The organism is Bacillus silvicola, assembly GCF_050524305.1.
Taxonomy (GTDB): Bacteria; Bacillota; Bacilli; order Bacillales; family Bacillaceae_G; genus Bacillus_A; species Bacillus_A cereus_AT.
Map to the genome: position 1 here is coordinate 84,320 of NZ_JBNGVC010000017.1, position 20,090 is coordinate 104,409.

The following is a 20,090-nucleotide window of genomic DNA, read 5'->3' on the forward strand; positions in this document are numbered from 1 at the left end:
CCGCGGGGAAAGAAGTGATACAAACCTTACTTTCATTAATTGATTTGTAAACACAACCTTTACATGTAAAATAGATTTGCATCACAAATAACTGAAAAATTGAGAATGTTTGTGCAGAACATTCTCAATTTTTAGTTTAGAAACTTATTTGTTTGAACTACCCCCACTTTCACTTCGTTTAGAAGAGGGGGATTCCTAAGTAAAGAGTTCTATCGAACTCTAATTGATTAGGCTATCTCCACAGTCCTTGCGGTTAGAAGCCTTATCGCTTCATTCTTTAGATTGATACTTGCGTTAATATCTCTATCATGGTGTGTATGACAAGAAGGGCAGTCCCATTTACGTAGATTTAGATTTTTAACGTCTTTGTTTTGATATCCACAACAAGAACATAATTGGCTTGAAGCAAATGTTTTCGATACAACAATGACTTGTTTACCGTACCATTTTGCCTTATATTCCAACATAGTTCGAAACTGAGACCATGATACCTCACTAATTGCTTTTGCTAACTTTTGATTCTTTAACATATTCGATACTTGCAAATCCTCTATACCGATAACATCGTGGTTTTTGATGATTTCAGTCGAGATTTTGTCCAAGTAATCTTTTCTAGCATTCGTCATGTATTCATGAATTCTAGCTACTTTTACTCGTTGTTTATTCCAGCGAGAAGATCCTTTCATTCTTCTAGAAAGAACACGCTGTGCTTTTGCCAACTTCTCTTCTAATGATCGAAAAAACTTCGGATTTTTATAGGTTGTTCCATCTGACAAAATGGCGAAATCTTTTAGTCCCACATCCATTCCAATATAAGAGTTTGTTTTCGGAAGTTCTCGCACTTCTGTTTCAACTAACAATGACACAAAGTATCTGCCAGAAGGGTTCCGTCTAACTGTAGCATTTAAAATACGTCCTGTTACTTCACGACTTTTGGCAAATCGAACAAGACCTAGTTTTGGCAATTTTATTTTGTTTCCTACAACGGCAATGTTTTCATTTGTTTGTTTTGTGGTATAAGATTGTACGTTGTTCTTCTTAGATTTGAAACGCGGGGCATTGTTTTGTTTTTTGAAAAGGCGTGTATAAGCATCCGCAAGGTTGCGAACAGACGACTGAATCGCGATACTATCCACTTCTTTTAGCCAAACAAACTCTTTCTTCATGGCAGGGAGTTTGGCAGAGCATGTACCATATGTCAAACCTTTCCCTGTTTCTTTGTATGCATTATCCCATAGAGATAGGAAATGATTGAATACAAAACGAGAACAGCCAATCGTTTTATTGATTAGGGTTGCTTGTGCTTTATTTGGATAGATACGAAATTTATATGCTTTATTAATCATCATTCATTTCACCTCCATTTCGGTATGCTTCTATTGTACAACAAACGTACATTCGATAGGTAGTAAAGTAACAGTTTATGTATGTCGAACAATTAAGATGGCTTCCTGCCATCCCTTGTCCGAAGCCAATGCATCTCCGACCTACTCACTAAGCGTTCCTTGAGGAAGGAGTCTTCTTGGCTAAAATGATAAAAAATGACCGCTAAGTAATTTATACACGACTTAATGTAAAATATATAGAATATAAGATTATTAAAGGATGATTTTGACATCGCACGTCTTATCTAGTTGCAAACAATACACTGAAAGGTCCTCATAGATTTCGCGATGTACAAAATACAATATGAAAAGATGTATTTCGGGAGGAATAAACAAAGACGAAGTCTTCAATCAGACCTCGTCTTTTCGTCGTATAAAATTCAATTGTAATTTCCTCATCGTTTTATGTGTTAAGAAACTTTACAACAGAACCGTTTCTAGTTTATCAGAAATCTTTTGGCTGCACCAAACCGAAAGATTTCTCCCACCTATCGTTGGGCTATCCCCCTGTACACGCTTAAGAAAAAGAATTTTTTCGGATAATGTGTTAAAATTTAATTTCAAAATGAATCCAAATTATCACCATTAGAGGCAATAACATTTTTATACCATGCAAAGCTTTTTTTTCTATAACGTTTTAGGGTCCCATTTCCATCATTATCCTTATCTACATAGATGAATCCATAACGCTTTTTCATTTCTGCTGTTGATGCACTTACTAAATCAATTGGTCCCCATGTAGTATAACCTAATAAATCGACTCCATCAGCGATGGCCTCTTTCATTTCTGTAATATGAGATTTCAAATAATTGATTCGATAATCATCATGTACTGTACCCTCTGTATTTAGTACATCTACTGCTCCAAAACCATTTTCAACAATGAATAGAGGTATTTGGTATCGATCATATAACAAATTCAAGGCTATGCGTAAACCTTTTGGATCAATTTCCCATCCCCAATCTGAGACCTTTAGGTATGGGTTTTTAACACCACCAACCTGTAAGTTACCGGCAGAAGTTTCATGTTTATCAGGAGAAGCAGATGCCGTACCGCTATTATAGTAGCTAAAACCTAGGTAATCTACTTTATGGGATGAGAGAATTTCCTCATCACCAGGTTCCATTGTGATTTGTATTTGATTTTCAGCGAAATATTTTTCAGTATATGACGGATAATACCCTCGAACTTGAACATCAGTAAAGAATACTGTTTCACGATCTAACATCATGGCTTTCCATACATCTTCAGGATTACAAGTATGCGGATAAGTTGGCGCATAGGCAAGCATGCAACCTATCTTACTATTCTTTATCGTTTCATGACCTGCTTTTACAGCTAAAGCGCTTGCGATAAATTGATGATGAGCCGATTGATACTGTATATTTTGCTTATGATCCCCTTCTTTAAACTCGAGTCCCCCACCAGTAAAAGGAGCATGAATTACAAAATTAATTTCATTAAACGTCAACCAATATTTCACGTGTTTATAGCGTTCAAATAAAGTAGTGGCAAAATTTAAATAAAAATCAATAAGTTTACGATTTCGCCATCCACCATATTTTCTCACTAAATTGAGAGGCATTTCATAATGAGATATTGTTACGATAGGCTCAATGTGGTATTTTTTCAATTCGGCAAATACTTGATCATAGAAAGCTAATCCTTCTATACTTGGTTGAGACTCATCACCATTTGGAAAAATTCGAGTCCATGCTATACTCATACGGAAGCATTTAAATCCCATTTCTGCAAAGAGAGCAATATCTTGTTTATAGTTATGATAATAGTCAATTGCAGTATGATAAGGGCAATCTCCATTTAGTAAGAAATTTGGTGGGCTAAAGACACCATTTGGTAGTACATCTGCTGTAGAAAGACCCTTTCCACCTTCTTTATAAGCCCCTTCAATTTGATTCGCTGCTGTTGCTCCACCCCATAAAAAATTTTCAGGAAACGGTTTAGTGAATGGTTTCATATTTAATACCCCCTATTTAACTATTGTTAATAAATTAGCATTAGTTGAGACGGATTGATTCGTCGTTTGAATAATATCTAGAAATTGATTGCTATTTGTCACAATAATAGGTGTCGTTGTTTCATATCCAGCTTCTTTAATTTTATCGATTTCAAATTGAATTAAAGATTGCCCCATCGACACTGAATCTCCTGTTTCTACAAGCTTAGTGTAATACTTTCCATCTAATTGAACTGTATCAATTCCTACATGAATTAAAATCTCGATTCCATCATCTGAGGTAATTCCCACTGCATGTCCAGTTGGAAACATAGTAGTCACAGTCCCGTTTACTGGGGAAATCACCTCACCCTTATTAGGATCAATGGCTATACCTTTACCCATTGCTTCGGATGAAAATACTTGATCGTTTACTTGTGATAATGGGATGACTTGTCCAGATAATGGGCTGTTAATTATTTGTTTGTTTAATACTTTTTTCGTGTTATTAGGATTACTCAACTGCTTAGGTTCCCCTTCCATCTTTCCCTTCTGTTTTGAAGGTTTATCTTCATATCCAAAGAAATAAGTAAGCAGTGTAGCTCCACCAACTGTAAGTAGGATCATTAAAAAGTAAGGTAACCATGGAGTGGTAGAACCACCTAGTGTAAAAATACTATGCAGCATAAACGCTTTCGCTTCGGCTTTAAATGACCCAATAAATGCGCCTCCGATAGCACCAACAATAATGACGTAAGCTAGGGTACGTTTATGAGTTAAAATTAAGCCATAAATAATTGGTTCTGTTACACCTGAAAGTAAACCAGTAATTGTAGTAGATCCTGCTAGAGATTTTAGTTTTTTGTCTTTCGTTTTCAGGAAAATCCCTAAAGCGATTCCCATTTGTGCAAATGTACTTGCTGCCCACATTGGATCTATTGGATCTCCACCATTCGTTAAGTTTTCGATACTCATTGGAATGAGTGCCCAATGAAGTCCAAAGACAACTAAAATAATCATTGTACCTCCAATCACTGCACCAGTCAGTAATCCACTGTGTTCGCTTAAAAAGTTAATACTAGAGGTAATCATTTTTCCTACATAAATTCCGAATGGCCCAAACGCTAGTACTGTTAATGGAACTATAATAATCAATGAAATCATTGGAGAAAGAAATAATTGTAAATCTTTATGGATAACTTTTTTTAGGAACTTCTCCAATTGTGCATAAATAAGTACAGCAATAAAGGATGGAACGATACTTGAAGAATAATCCATTAATAGGACAGGAATTCCCAAGAATGAAGTTGTATCTCCACTGCTCATTAGACTAGTAAAATTCGGTTCTAATAATGAAGCTCCAATAATTCCACCCATATATCCATTAGCACCAAGTTTAATAGCAAGAGTAATACCAATCATAACAGGTAAAAAGTATAAAATAGCATTTCCTGCTGCTGCTAGGATTCCATACGTACCACTTTTTTCAGAAAGAACACCAAACATAACTAATACTGCTAATATCGCCTTTAACATCCCAGCTCCAGCAAGTGGTGCTAAGAGTGGTGTAAACGTACCAGAGATTAATTCGAAAATCATTGCTGTGAGCTTTACCTTTTCTTTTGGTTGATTATTTGATTGAACAGATCCACTATTAAAGTTTCCTACTTGAACTAAATCATTGTACACATCTGCAACATTTGAACCAATTACAATTTGAATTTGTCCTGTACTCTCAACAACACTCAGTACCCCTTCTAAATGTTCTAACTTTTCTTTGTCTAAAAGCGTTTTATTATTTAGTTGGAAGCGAAGACGCGTAGCGCAATGGACAACGCTTTTGACATTCTCCTTTCCTCCGATTCCTTGTATAATCTTTTTTGATAATTTTTCATATTTCATTCTACACACTCCTTTATTATTAAAAATTATTATATATATCAAGATATCCTGAATTTCCTTAGAGATTTGTACTCAAAATCTTAATCCCTTGGACACAAAAAAAGGAAATTGGAGAAACAAAAGGTTTCTTCTAAGAGAATTTCTTAATTTTTGATTAGTTAAGGATCAATGCTATAAAATGTATCATCAGAAATATAAAAAACCTGAGTTGAAACTATGTATATACATAGTTTCAACTCAGGTTTTGCCTGCCAAACAGTCACAATCCTGTAAATTAATCATTATGATTTAATTTTCTTTGAGTAACACGATTTATATGAATAACAAAATAAGTAATCTCATTTTTTGTAAGCTTTTGATTGTAGTTAGATTTTAAAAGTGCCATTATCTTCTTTGCACAACCGTAAGCTTCCGGATAACTTTCCTTAACTTGTTGATATAATAAGCTATCTTCTTCTACTATTTGTTCATTACGAGAAAGACGATAAGCAAAATACCTTAAATGTGTAACAAAACGATTATAGTTCAGAGATTTTTCATCTAATTTGATTCCAAAATGGTAGTTTACAATTTTTAAAATTTCTCCTACTATTTTTGTTACCATAATAGTTTCTTCCATTACTATATTATCTTGTTGTGCATTAATTACATGTAAGGCAATGGAACCAGCTTCTTCTTCTGGTAGTTCAAATCCAGTATGTTCTTTAATTATTGTAAGAGCTGTTAAACTAACATTATACTCTTCTGGATAAAACTTTTTTATTTCCCAAAATAAAGGATTCCTAATAATTTGACCTTGTTGAAATCGATTAATTGCGAAGTTAATATGATCAGTTAAGGTAAGATAAATATTATCACTAATTGAGTTAGAAATTTGCTTTTTTATATATTCCACAATTTGGGTAGTAAGCTCGAAGTGTTCCGTAGGAATCTCATTAATTAATTGTAATAATTTATTCGATACTTGACTTTCCTTCTCTAGCACAAATACTTTATCCACTATGGATTCATCAATATATTCACCTACTTTTTTTTGAAAAGCGATTCCTTTACCCATGACAATCATTTCTGTTCCAGTTCGGTTTACCAAAGCAACATTATTATTAAAAACTTTTTTTATGAGCATATATCATCACCTTATTAGGTTTTTAGATATTGATTGCTCAGCAGCAGCTACATACTTTAGAGTATAAAAAAACCTAAATTAATTAGAATCCAGTATTTCAAAATCTGGTTTCACCATAATTTAGGTTTTGCCTGCCGAACAGTCACAATCCATTTGAAGTTTTATACCCTGATTATAGCCAACTATGTTAGCGTTTTCAATAAGTTTTTATAATTACATATTATTTCCTGTTTTTTTAACTGGTTTGACAGTACATGTTTACCATAAGGTTCGTAGCATAAATTGAATACGGATCATAGCTAGCAATACTCCACTATGCTTTGATTTGAACTACTCACCACTTCAAACAGTCCGCGAGGATGTTAAGTGGTGAGTAGTTTAAAGAACCTTACCCTTATTAAAAAACTTTACAATACAACCTTAATTTGTAATAGCGTATATTTTCACTGTAAATTTGTTAGTTGCGCCACTTGGGTTTGCAATATAGTATTTAGAATTTGTATATGCTTCAGTCTTAGACCCATTCGAAATGTTTCCCCAACGAACAGAATCCGTCCCCAGAGAAACATCGATCATAACATTGAAGGAAATAGTAGAAGCATTATCTTTTTCTGTAGGCTCGATAACCCATTTTAACCCCTTTGTTCCTGTAGGTAAATTATTAATGCTAAAGTTTTGACTTGATCGATTTTTTTGTCCAGATAATGGATTCGATTCAGAAGAAATTTGGGAAATTAATATTTCTTTTTCACTTGAGTCTATCCCATTTAATCTGATAATACTATCTATTAAACCTGGTCCAGGAAAATCAGCAGCAATAATACCAGAATGCTTAATACCACCTTGTTGTATGAAATCAGTTCCAAGTGTATTCATTCCCCCATAAAATACTTGTCCATTTATGTCTCGAGGGAAATCTCTCCATTCATTTGTTACATTTTTTTGAATCAGTTTTGGATTACTATTAGTATTTCTGCTCTCTTTTCCGCTTGCAACAAACCAAGGGTAACAATTATTCAATAATGCTGCTGCACCACCCGTGCCACTAAAATGGTTGAGATAGATCTTACCATTGTTAAAGTTATTATTTGCATTTAGAAGATGGGTTTTCACCGCATTCCATTTTTCATACATTCCGTCTGGTCCAGTGCCAACTTCAAACTTATCTTGGGTATTCAAAGATTCATAATTAATACCATATTCTTGAGATGCCGAGAAATTTTGTAATATTACAATTTTCCCTCGAACATCTCCTAGCTTAGGATTATTTTTTTCTGAGGATGGTACAGAATTCGGATCCCAAAAATAGGAAGCATTACGTTCTTTATAATTTTTAAATATTTCCTCGAATGATAGCGAGCCACTTTCAGGATCAGTATCTTCCTTTAAACGCATTAAAATAGTTTCTTTAGGATTATCTCTTAGAAATTGAATTGTCTCTTTTAATACATCTTCAAACATTGCTTTTTGATTTACAATTCCATGGTGCATCGCAAAAGAATCTTTTACACGTTTAACACGCATGTCTACATAACGAATTCCTGCATTGAATTGTTGAGATAGGGTCATTGTTTGATTTCTTGTCAAATTTTCATCAATAAAACTTGCCCCATGTAAAGCCATTGAACCATGAGTCCCCGGGATAGATACTTCGCTTATTCTTTTTGTATCTTCTAGTTTTGACATCCATGTTGGATTTTGATAGCCTATATTGGATTCATAGGAATAACCTGGATGACTATCAGCAAATACTGTAGAAGTCGTACATAAACTTGCAAGTGTAAAACAAGTAAGGATTCCACTTTTTAAGATGTTTTTCATTTTTATTTTCTTCATTATATCTCTCCTAACTTTTAATAGATTAGTCTCATAAAATAAGGTACGTTTTTTTACAATATACATTGCTTCTTTTCCCAGAATAATGAAATTTTCTGCTTGAAAATATTTTTGATAGCGGTCAGTTACTTGAAATTTTGAAGGGCCATAGTGGTTCATCCAACAACCATCAGATTCATACATATACAAATTTCATAGAGTTGAACCCTAGACATGTAAAGACACCATTCTTCATCATACTTCACGGATTTTAAAAAGAATCGAAGCCACTCATTTTTTAAACAAACAAAACAGAAGTCTTAAACAAGACTCCTATTTTGTGACATATAATGATAGACAAGATGGTTAACAAATTAAGAAAATACAGCAGATGTGTTAATACTTGGTTTATATTTATATAAAAGTTTTTTATAACAAGGATGCTTACGAAAAATGGGCTTCTGCAAAACTAAACAATAACTTATTTCCCCTTCAATTTCTACTCATTAAAAGTTAAACTAACTACAGTGGCAATAGATTGTGCTGCTTGTTCCCAGCTTCCATCTATAACTTTTCCAAGCTGTTGGCCAAGTGAGTTTAAATCGTTTGGATTAACTGGGATTCCATTATACGCAGCAAGAATTGATAAAAGCGGAGCCACAAATGGTGTAAAACCACCCCTATCAATATTAAATACAGGCTTATCTATCACCTTTCCATCTTGTACTGTAAACTCATAATAAAATTGATCATCTGGACGAAAACTCAAATGATGAGAAATTTGTCCCTTAACATATTTTTTACCGCCAGCTAAATTTACAACTTCAATTGGTTTTACATTAAATTCATGATCGAATACTTTGATTTTTTTGACTTCTGGACCATGTAAAGCAGCATTAACAGCTGTTTCCAAATTACTCTGTGCAAACGGTTGAATACTACTTTGTGACTCTTTTTGTTGGATAGGAGCTTCTTTTTCTGCAGCAAACACCGATGTAGTAGGTAATGCACCTGTAGCTAACGTAGCTGCAAGCGCTGTTGTCATGATCATCTTACTCTTCATTTTCATAGTTTTCTTCCCCCTTTAAGTTATGATATATAACCTTTTAAATACTGACACCGTACATTGTTTTTTATCGTAATATACACCAAAGACTAGTATAAGAACACCCGATAAGTAATGTCAGAAAATTAAAATGAATTATATATGTATTTACAATAATATCTATCTACACATCTTTTCGCAATTTTCAGATAAATAATTAGATAATAGCCTTTTATAAGATAGTTTATCATCTTAAATCTTTATATATACTCTTTAAACATAGTAAAATTATGTTGCCAATACTATAATTGAAGCGAAAAATCATATTAAAGTTAATAAATTAACACAAATTTTCATATTTATTTTTAGGTTCTGTTGCAAACTTTCTTAACAGGTAAAAGATGAGAGGGTTTACAAAGTGTGCATCTTAAATTCATAAGTTATTATCTAACTGGTGGTGCTCACCATCCAATGAAACCAGTAACTGCATCAAAAAGAAGTGCTCCTAGATTTATCTAGGAGCACTTTTTTAGGAAATACTCTTCTCTCCATGCTTACTAATCCTTTCATAACAGCCATGTTTGACAACTTGACGAATTTCTATTAATTCATTTTCTTGAATTTGGAGTATTTCTGAAACATCTACAACAATTGTATTTGTTAGAACATTTACCACATATCCAGTTAATTTTAAGGAAGGATTGTCACGATAAGGAAATTGGACATAATCCCCTGTTTTTACTGTAATTATTTTTTCCATATAAAAACCTCCCGAGTGTATTTTATATTTATAGTTCATTAAATCTGTCCCATATTCCTTCTCAATATATCCATGTTACAATAAATGTATTAGTCTAAAGACTACCTACATCCTCAATCGTATTCAAAGGAGAAAAAGACGTGTTAAATAGGATTACAGTACAAGAACAAGTAGAGAAAAGAAAGCAAAAGCTCCTAATATTAGTAGAATAATACAGCTATACCCATTCTATTTTCCTATCGCCTAGCTACGAATTGGTTAAATGAGTTTATAAACTTATTTGTTCCCATAATACCTAATAGATATATGCTTCATATGGTTCTCATATCTATCAAGCATACTTAACAATTACTTTTCTCTAGTAAAGTAATTGAAACAGCTATGTCCCCATTGGCTTCAAACTGAGTTTCCCTCCTTTTCAAATACTATTTCAATAATAGGGATTACAGTAATTTCATATAATTTTTTCATCTACTTTTTGTAGCAATGCTCCTATAAGAAATGCTACTTTACTTCTTCATATTATTTTATAAAAAGTATTTTTCAGGCCAATTATTTTCATAAATTGAACCCCAATGATTTCACTATTTTGGATAAGTTTCTTCTATAGAAAAATTAAATTTGATATGAAAGATTGGAATACCTTCGCATTATATTTATTATTTCATTATAATATTCAAGGGAAGTAGGCAAAATGGAACATAATAATTTATCAGACGGAGAGAGAATAATATATGTACCCAAAATTCATTGACAAAATAGCGCTTTCGAAAGCTCATAAAGATTTATTAATTAAACTGTATAATAAAGAAATTTCAAGAAGTGAGTATAATCGGTTGGTAGATACGTTTTATCGGCCACAACAGAAAGAAACTATGAAGTAAGTGTTTATGTGAAAATAAGGAATCACATATAAAGTAAAGCTACATCAAGAACACTTCAAAACCTATATATCAAGTAACCATTATAAAATATACCTTTCAGGTACCATGCGGATCGACAGAATCAAAGCGTTGCCAGATGTACAAAAAATAATTATGAGCGGTGAAGAAATTCAAAATAATATCAACTTTTTCTGTTTTACCGCTTAGTATGATGTTATTAATTTTTAAAAAGAAGAAAACGATTACAATTTTTTAACTATTCCACTAAAATATAACGATAATTTTAGTGCCCTATCACAAGCTGGGTAAATAAAATCCCACCTGAAATGAAAAAATACGCTATCCTTTCTGTAGAATCATAGGAAAGGATGGCGTATTTTTGAGTGAATTTATACCTAGGTCTATTTACTTAATATGGTGGCCCTCATTGTAAAAACTAAAATAAATTACATTTTGCAGCAAAATCAATTCATAATAATTAATCAAGAGACGATTATACAAATAGCTGCTGATCCTTTCTATATAGACGTTTTCATCCCCCTTAAAAATAATGAATTAACTAAATTTCACCACAATTAAATGACATATATCATACTCATGTGGAGTTGGCATAATCACTCATTATCTTAGTAGACAAAAAAGCTAATTTTGGGGGTACCTCAAAACACTACTATCAAGCTAGCCCAAAAAAACTAATATTTTAGGCATATAAAAACACCATAAACCATCATTTGTGATGTTATAGTAACTATCTTGGTTTAATCATAATAAAAAAGTAAAAGGAACTAGTATTATACTAGTTCCTTTTACTTAGAGACTCATATTAGGCAGGGTACCATAGAATATGAATCAATTAAACATGAAGAAAAAAGATACCAATCTTTTATAATTAAATACTAGCAAATATTTTCAGAAAAATCATCATTTATTTGTTGGATATTTATTCCTTATTATATTATCTATTCACACTAGGATTTCATGAAGCGTTTTTTTCATTATCCTTTTTGTATTTAGTCTCCCAAAAATCAGCATTTTTAATGCCCAATCCTTGCGGATTAAATACAGGATCCTTGCCTTTTTTCTTTTGCCTTTCATAATCTTTTAAAGTTAAAAGTGCTGGTTTTTGTAGCAATAAAATAGCAACAATATTAATCCAAGCCATAATCCCAACACCAATATCACCCAAAATCCATGCAGTCGTAGAACTTTTTACACAGCTATAGAACACAGCTCCTAGAAAAATAAATCTTAATACAAATGACATCCACGGACGATCTTTATATCGGTTTAAATATTCAATATTTGTTTCGGCAATATAGTAATATGCCATAATGGTTGTAATAGCAAAAAATAGTAAGCTAATCGCAATAAAACTATTTCCGAAACCAGGGAATACTGATTCAACAGCTGCCTGTGTATATCCAGGGCCCGGTTGTGCCCCATTCAAATTATTCACAATAAACGATTTTCCGCTTACATCAAATACGTTATACATACCCGTAATAATCATCATAAACGCTGTTGCTGAACAAACAAATAATGTATCAATGTAAACGGAAAATGCCTGTACAAGACCTTGCTTAGCCGGATGTGACACTTCAGCTGCCGCAGCAGCATGTGGGCCAGTTCCTTGTCCAGCCTCATTTGAATAAATACCCCGTTTTACACCCCAAGAAATCGCTAACCCAATAATCCCTCCGAAAGTAGCTTCTAATGCAAATGCACTCTTTAAAATCAACATGAATGCTTCTGGCAATTTTTCAATATTCATAAACACAATTACGCAGGCAACCAGAATATATCCAACGGCCATAAACGGCACAATAACCTGTGCAACATTAACAATACGTTTAACCCCACCAAAAATAATAAGTGCCAATGCTATAACTAATATGACACCTGAAATAGATGTATTTATACCAAAAGCTGTTTCTAAACTAGAGACTATACTATTTGCTTGTACGCCTGGAAGCAGTATTCCTGTTGCTAGAATGGTTGCTATAGCAAAGAAAATTGCATACCATTTAATTCCCAATCCTTTTTCAATGTAATACGCTGGGCCACCGCGAAATTGACCTCGATGCTTAGTTTTGTATATTTGAGCCAGTGTCGATTCTACATAAGCTGAGCCTGAACCTAAGAAAGCTACAATCCACATCCAAAACACGGCTCCTGGTCCTCCAAAAGCAATCGCTGTTGCAACACCAGCGATATTACCCGTTCCAACACGTCCTGATAAAGAAAGAGCTAATGCTTGAAATGAAGAAACACCAGCTTCGGATTTTTCTCCTTGAAAAGTAAGCTTTATCATTTCGCGCACATGGCGTATCTGTAGAAATTTCGTGCGGGCTGAAAAATATAACCCCGTTCCTAGACATAAATAAACCAATGCAGGACTCCAGATAAGATTATTTAACCAATTTATGAAAGAATCCACGTATCTCACTCCTTTTATTTTTCTGAAAAACTGAATAGACAGATTTTAAAAACTTACATCTGTTTTTTGAAGCCATTTTAGGTGTTAATAGACATCCCATTGAACTAATGATTAAGATTATAAACAGGAGCGTAGTGCAAGAAATGCAATAAAATAAATTTCTAAAATTACTATTATTGATAAAAATCAGTTCATAAAACCCCTCCTTTTCGCGAAAAATGTCGATTTTTCTGCAATTCCTGTCCATAATAACATGATATTTGATAAAACACATTTATTTTTTCAAAAAATCAGATTATTAAGAAGAAGGCGATAAAAAATACAAGATAAATATAACTTATACATTAAATTTCAATATAATAATGTTCGGTATAAAGATATTTCTATAATTATAGTAAGAGAGCACAATGAATTTGAGTATTCATATCATTTTATTCAAAATAGTATTTTAAGTAAAACAAGGAATTTTTTTCATTTTTATTTTTCTGTATTTTCTAATTTCATATGTTATAATGAAAAAAACTTAAATTTCGACATTTTTCGTCAAATAAAAGGAGAGTGCTCTATGAAACAATCGTTAACTTTTAAAGAAACAATTCCTATTGGACTTATGTTATTTGCAATATTTTTCGGTGCGGGTAATATGATATTCCCTCCATTATTAGGATATTCATCTGGAACAAATATTTGGATATCAATTTCGGGATTTGTTGTGAGTAGTATTGGACTTCCATTATTAGCCATCGCTGCTATTTCCCTTTTTGGTGGAAATGTTAGTACCCTTGCTAGTAGGATTCACCCCGCCTGTGGTGTTATTATCCCTCTAATCATTTATTTAGCAATCGGCCCTTTTTTCGCCATTCCTCGTACAGGCACTGTTTCATATGAAATGGCAGTTGCCCCCTTTTTAAGTACCACCATGCAAAATCAATGGTATATATTACTACTATATACTTTTATATATTTCGGTATAACGTTTTATATATCTTTAAATCCCTCTAAATTGGTAGATAGAATTGGAAAATATTTAACCCCGCTGTTACTAATCATGATTAGTATTATTATTGTTAAAGCAATTTCTTCACCAGTTGGATCTATTTCAACACCCTCTGATTCATATCAGGAATCTCCTTTTTTCAAAGGATTTATTGAAGGGTTTTTAACAATGGATGCCCTTGCTGCTCTCGTATTTGGAATTATCGTAATTAACGCTATAAAAGAAAAAGGTGTTACAAATAAAAAATCCATTGCTAAATCTACTATAGTAGCAGGGCTTATAGCCGCACTTGGATTATCTATCATATATATATCACTTGCTTATATTGGAGCTACTTCTCAAACATTTGGCACATTTGAAAACGGAAGTGTGTTATTAACAAATGTAGTACAACATTTATTTGGTCAATATGGTCTTTCCTTATTAGGAATTACAATGTTATTTGCATGTTTAACTACATCTGTAGGACTCGTTTCAGCATGTGGGAGATTTTTCACAACACTATTTCCAAAGATTTCTTATAACAAAATCATTTTAATTATTTGCTTATTTAGCTTTGGAGTATCAAACCTTGGTTTGTCTATGCTAATTAAACTTTCCCTACCTATCCTAATTGTTATCTATCCTGTAGCAATTGTGCTAATTATCCTCGCTTTTTTTGATCGGTTTATAAAAGATAAGCAGGCTGTCTATGTTGGATCAGTTTTAGGAGCATTACTGATTAGTATAGTACAAGGATTAGAAACAGCAGAACTTGCTAGTGACTCGTTGCTTACTTTCATGCAATACGTTCCTCTATACAATGAAGGAATAGGATGGATTTTAATAGCCTTACTTGGTAGTTTGATTGGTTTGATGATTTCAGGAAGAACTAAACAATGTTCTACTACCTAAAATCATTAAGGCAATTGTAATCATTGGAACAATGTAACTCTAAAGGGGCGTCTGATTCGTGTACAAAAAGAAAATATATAAACGAAAATAGTATCGGGATTGAATTTTTCCTGGTAATAACATTATGGTAGCTTCTTTGAACTCCCCCCACTTAACACTCTTACGAGATGTTTGAAGTGGGGGATTCCTGCGAACATCAATATATCCACCAGTTATCTTAGCAGGCTCTTCCCGTAGTTCCTACGGTAAGAACTGAAGTGTCTTGTACGTTGACTCATCACGCTTCCTACTTTAGCTTGGTTTTCGCAACTTCGGCAAGCGTGGGACGATGGAACGTTGAGGATTTTACGATTGCAACGATTTTTCTGCAACCAACCTCATATCTTCAGTTTTCAAAGAGCAATCTGTACAAGTATATGGTAGCAAACGTTTTGACTTACGCCATCCGACATTTATCTCCCACCTACCTGCTGGTGCTATCACACCTTCACACAAATTGAGGAGGAAGTATTCTGTCGGAAAAGATAAAATAATCTTTGCACATCATGTTTCCGCTTATTTTCTTTGTCATACTGAATCCACGTCTTTTTAGATAAATATATATTCATTAGAATAAGGAGGAGTAAGCATATGGATTTTATTAAAGATGTAATCAATCCCATCCACAAATTCATTGGAATTACAAATGAATTTTTATGGGGTTACATCCTAATTGCTCTTTTAATTGGGGTTGGATGCTATTTTACAATTCAAACAAGGTTTGTACAATTTCGCTATGTTGGGGAAATGATTCGCTTACTTAGTGATGGTGCAAGTTCCTCAACCCGTAAAGCACAAAAAGAAAAAAATGGAGTCTCTTCTTTTCAAGCATTTTGCATGAGTACAGCTTCTCGCGTTGGTACAGGAAATCTAGCTGGTGTCGCCATTGCGATCTCCACCGGCGGACCCGGTGCAATATTTTGGATGTGGCTTATCGCAATAATTGGAGGAGCTTCTGCATTTGTTGAAAGTACACTTGCTCAAATATACAAAGTAAAAGATGGAAATAAATTTCGAGGCGGTCCAGCTTACTATATGGAAAAAGGATTAAATAAACGCTGGATGGGAGTTATTTTCTCAATTTTAATTACAGTTTGCTTTGGTCTTGTGTTTAATGCTGTTCAAGCGAATACGGTTACGCTAGCATTTGAAAACGCATTCAACCTAGACCCTAAAATTGTCGGCTGTATACTAGTAGGTTTGATAGCACTAATCATTTTTGGAGGCGTAAAACGGATTGCTCGTGTCGCAGAAATGATTGTACCATTTATGGCGATTCTTTATGTTGGTGTTGCACTATTTGTGGTTATTACAAATATTACGCAAGTTCCTATTTTATTCAAAGAAATTTTGCTGCATGCTTTTGGTATTAAGGAAGTTGTAGGCGGAGGGCTTGGTGCTGCGATTCTTCTAGGAGTAAAGCGTGGTTTATTTTCAAATGAAGCTGGCATGGGAAGTGCGCCAAACGCAGCTGCGACTGCCAATGTTACACATCCTGTTAAACAAGGATTTATTCAAACGCTCGGTGTTTTTACGGATACACTAATAATTTGTAGTTGTACTGCATTTATGATCCTTCTATCCGATATGCACAATGCTACAGACCTGAATGGGATTCAATTAACACAAGAAGCATTAAAAACTCATATTGGACCATGGGCACCTACCTTTGTAGCAATAGCTATTTTTCTATTTGCCTTTAGTTCTCTCGTTGGGAACTATTATTATGGGGAAACAAACATTGAGTTCTTAAGTGGTAGTAAGACATTATTACTGATATATCGTATTTCGGTAATTGGTATGGTAATGCTAGGTTCTATAGCAACGGTTAAAATTGTGTGGGATATTGCAGATTTATTCATGGGGATTATGGCCATTTTCAACCTAATTGCAATCATCCTCCTTGGAAAATATGCTTTCTCCGCCCTCAAAGATTATATAAGGCAAAAGAAAGCCGGAAAAGATCCGATTTTCTATGCAACTAATATTCCTAATTTAAATAATACTGAATGCTGGAACAGCGAAAGCACCCAAGAAAAGATTGGATAACAAAAATCTTCTCTTAAATACAGAGGAGTCAATTTTTAGAATACCGAAGATGCACCTTTATTCAGGTCGTTTATTAAATACAGATTATATGAACACAACTAAAAAGTTGTGGAAATAGGAAATTATGAACTTGCACGTTTATAATATTTCAGACAATATCTATCCATTTCACCAAAAATTTTATTAACCTTCAGATGAATTAGAGAGAATACATTTAATAAAAAGGAAAAGGACGTTTTAGTTATGCACTGTATTCAAACAAATAACTTAGAACAATTACTAGAGCAAGTACAATCATATACAAAAAAAGGGAAACTGGCTACTTATATCCCAGAACTAAGAAATGCAAATCCAGATGATTTAGGGATTGCAATTTATCATAAAGAAACAGATTATATCCATGCTGGGAACTCCCAAACGCTTTTTACCCTTCAAAGTATTTCAAAAGTAATTACGCTTGCACTTGCACTTTTAGAGCGTGGCGAAGAGTATGTATTTTCTAAAGTTGGAATGGAGCCAACTGGTGACCCTTTTAATTCTATTATAAAACTAGAAACAGCTAACCCTTCTAAACCACTCAATCCAATGATTAACGCAGGAGCACTAGCGATTACAAGTATACTAACAGGGGATAGTAATGACGAGAAGATGGAACGGATTCTTTCCTTTGTGCGTGATATTACGGACAATCCTACGATTAATTACTCTTCAAAAGTAGCCGGCTCTGAATTAGAAACAGCTTACTTGAATCGTTCTCTTTGCTACTATATGAAACAAAATAACATTATCAATGGCGATGTAGAGGCGTTAATGGACTTATACACACGTCAATGCGCAATTGAGGTAAACTGCATTGATTTAGCAAGGATTGGTTTGATTTTTGCAATGGATGGATATGATCCATATAGAAAAAAACAAATCGTTCCGGAACATATAACAAAAATTTGTAAAACATTTATGGTCACATGTGGCATGTACAACGAATCTGGTGAATTTGCAATTCGCGTCGGAATACCCGCCAAGAGTGGGGTTGCCGGTGGGATATTCGGATGCGTAAAAGGAGAAATGGGAATTGGTATTTTTGGACCCGCTCTAGATGCTAACGGAAATAGTATAGCTGGTTTTAAAATACTAGAACTACTTTCCGCACAAGAAGGCTGGAGTATGTTTTAACGAATTCCCCGAAAGAATTCTCCTTCCTCAAGCGTTGGACATCTAGGGGTGAAACACCCCGAAGTAAAGCTCAGGGAGACGAAAGGTTACTTTCGTCGTGGAACTAAGAAGCTCCCTCTTCAAACTTTGCTAAGTGGTGAGTAGTTCACATTCATAAGTTATTATCTAACTGCTGGTGTTCACCATCCAATAAAACCAGTAACTAAATCCAAAAAAGTGCTCCTAGATTTATCTAGGAGCACTTTTTTAGGAAATACTCTTCTCTCCATGCCTTGCCTCACACCCAAAAATTAGGGAGCAGATTCTACTCTATAGGTTGACTGTGAATTTGTCGATTCATGGTAACCCAAGTGGTTGTAAACAATATCATTAATAGTATTACAATGATATATAATCCGGTTTGAGGTATCATGGTACCAATCATTACGCCCATCAATAAGAGGGTTGGAATTTGAATAGTCTTAAGTTTTTCTTTTGGAATCACTTTAGGGATGATTGGCTTCACATTCCATTATTAATACATTTTCGAACAGTTTTTATTTTCATACATCTAAAGAATCCACGATACCTCTATAAAAGTGTTTCGAAAGGTACACTTTTATAAATAATTAAATGTTCTTTCTATTTATCATCATTTATCTGATTTTTCAGGTGAATATATTTCAAATCCAGTTCTGCTGTGAAAATCATTTAATAGGAATACCACCACATCTCTATTAAGCTAATAATAAAAAAATGATATCATTCAAATTTTTCAGTTAACTATTATAAAAATTTTGATATTTGGACAGATTGTAACTCCTAGCATTTATCGTCTGAAAGTTGAAACAAAACATACTGATGATAAAATAGGAATATTTTACACTGATCCAATCGAATTGAAGAATAGGGATTGGTGGAACAATAAAGACAAAAAAGCAACTAATTGAAATTGGTCGCTTTTTTGTCTACTATTTACTTGGCCTCTTATAGGGAACAGCCGAGATACGTGTAAAAATAGGTCATAGACTTACTTTTATGGTTCTGGTGCAAAAACTATATGACTTATGTAACTAATCTCTGAAACTTGGACATACTGATACTAGTACTCTAAAAAAGACGTGATTAGTATGGAAAAGCAAAACCTATTCAAGTGGAAACATTATCAGCCTGGACTAATCTTATTAACATTAAGATGGTACCTGCGGTACAACTTAAGCTTTCGAAGAAAATGGGTAAATTGCGATAAACTCAATAATATAAAGGTTTCAAATGTGAACTGATATTTAAAAGTTTACATCGAGATTTATTTTATTCATCAAGGTTTACTTTAGTAAATGAAAAGGATAGTTAGCCCTCATAATGGACTAACTATCCTTTTCATTATTTTTTTCTTGACTTAGAGTTTACTCTAATCACTATAATCAACTCATAGTTCATCCACAATAAAATCAATTGGAGAAAATTCAGGAGGGATTGGAAAAGCTAAAATCAAAAGTGGCTGACATTAACGCAGACCTGGATGTTGTCATTCGAACTGTTGATTTATCTGTTACTACAATTGTACGTTAAGGTACTATTTGAATAAAAATCACCGATTTCCTGTACGTTAAAAAGTCAGTGATTCTTGTTATTTTTGCCTTATTT

The 20,090-nt window shown here is 33.5% G+C and carries 11 protein-coding genes and 2 pseudogenes; 5 read left to right on the forward strand and 8 right to left on the reverse strand.

The genetic code is table 11. The annotated features are described in order from the left end of the window. Positions 1–227: 227 nt before the first annotated feature. The 8 genes from tnpB to ACP6L7_RS31925 all read right to left on the reverse strand — a co-directional run bounded on the left by tnpB (position 228) and on the right by ACP6L7_RS31925 (position 13,312). Entirely contained in the window at positions 228–1,349 is a 1,122-nt protein-coding gene (gene tnpB / locus ACP6L7_RS31890) for an IS200/IS605 family element RNA-guided endonuclease TnpB (protein WP_430529670.1), read from the reverse strand. A 596-nt stretch (positions 1,350–1,945) separates the two neighbouring features. Further along, positions 1,946–3,364 carry a 6-phospho-beta-glucosidase gene (locus ACP6L7_RS31895; protein ID WP_098361944.1) on the reverse strand — a complete coding sequence of 473 codons (1,419 nt, stop codon included), beginning with the start codon at positions 3,362–3,364 and terminating at the stop codon, positions 1,946–1,948. A 12-nt stretch (positions 3,365–3,376) separates the two neighbouring features. Continuing rightward, a complete protein-coding gene (locus ACP6L7_RS31900) occupies positions 3,377–5,245 on the reverse strand; it encodes a beta-glucoside-specific PTS transporter subunit IIABC (RefSeq protein WP_430529671.1) in 1,869 nt (622 codons plus the stop codon). Positions 5,246–5,519: 274 nt separating this feature from the next. After that, on the reverse strand, positions 5,520–6,371 hold the full coding sequence (licT, locus tag ACP6L7_RS31905; RefSeq protein WP_430529672.1) for a BglG family transcription antiterminator LicT: 852 nt from the start codon (positions 6,369–6,371) through the stop codon (positions 5,520–5,522). A gap of 420 nt (positions 6,372–6,791) precedes the next feature. Then, on the reverse strand, positions 6,792–8,207 hold the full coding sequence (locus tag ACP6L7_RS31910; protein WP_098361946.1) for a phosphatidylinositol-specific phospholipase C: 1,416 nt from the start codon (positions 8,205–8,207) through the stop codon (positions 6,792–6,794). 478 nt (positions 8,208–8,685) lie between these two features. Further along, on the reverse strand, positions 8,686–9,255 hold the full coding sequence (locus tag ACP6L7_RS31915; RefSeq protein ID WP_430529673.1) for a methyltransferase: 570 nt from the start codon (positions 9,253–9,255) through the stop codon (positions 8,686–8,688). 505 nt (positions 9,256–9,760) lie between these two features. Next, a complete protein-coding gene (locus ACP6L7_RS31920) occupies positions 9,761–9,991 on the reverse strand; it encodes a DUF2187 domain-containing protein (RefSeq protein WP_002169682.1) in 231 nt (76 codons plus the stop codon). A gap of 1,860 nt (positions 9,992–11,851) precedes the next feature. After that, positions 11,852–13,312, reverse strand: coding sequence for an alanine/glycine:cation symporter family protein (locus ACP6L7_RS31925; protein WP_097833021.1), 1,461 nt, complete (start codon positions 13,310–13,312; stop codon positions 11,852–11,854). A 565-nt stretch (positions 13,313–13,877) separates the two neighbouring features. Here ACP6L7_RS31925 and brnQ point away from each other — a divergent pair. The 5 genes and pseudogenes from brnQ to ACP6L7_RS31950 form a co-directional block, all read left to right on the forward strand. Continuing rightward, positions 13,878–15,203 (forward strand): branched-chain amino acid transport system II carrier protein, encoded by a 1,326-nt coding sequence (gene brnQ / locus ACP6L7_RS31930; RefSeq protein WP_430529674.1) that lies wholly within the window; start codon positions 13,878–13,880, stop codon positions 15,201–15,203. Between the two features lie 630 nt (positions 15,204–15,833). Beyond that, on the forward strand, positions 15,834–17,291 hold the full coding sequence (locus ACP6L7_RS31935; protein WP_430529675.1) for an alanine/glycine:cation symporter family protein: 1,458 nt from the start codon (positions 15,834–15,836) through the stop codon (positions 17,289–17,291). A 243-nt stretch (positions 17,292–17,534) separates the two neighbouring features. Further along, positions 17,535–18,464: a glutaminase A gene (gene glsA / locus ACP6L7_RS31940; RefSeq protein WP_201053853.1), complete on the forward strand. Its 930-nt coding sequence runs from the start codon at positions 17,535–17,537 to the stop codon at positions 18,462–18,464. 1,109 nt (positions 18,465–19,573) lie between these two features. Then, positions 19,574–19,669: pseudogene (locus tag ACP6L7_RS31945) on the forward strand (IS6 family transposase); the annotation flags it as partial. Positions 19,670–19,913: 244 nt separating this feature from the next. After that, positions 19,914–20,009 (forward strand): annotated as a pseudogene (locus ACP6L7_RS31950) (SDR family NAD(P)-dependent oxidoreductase); the annotation flags it as partial. Positions 20,010–20,090: the final 81 nt, after the last annotated feature.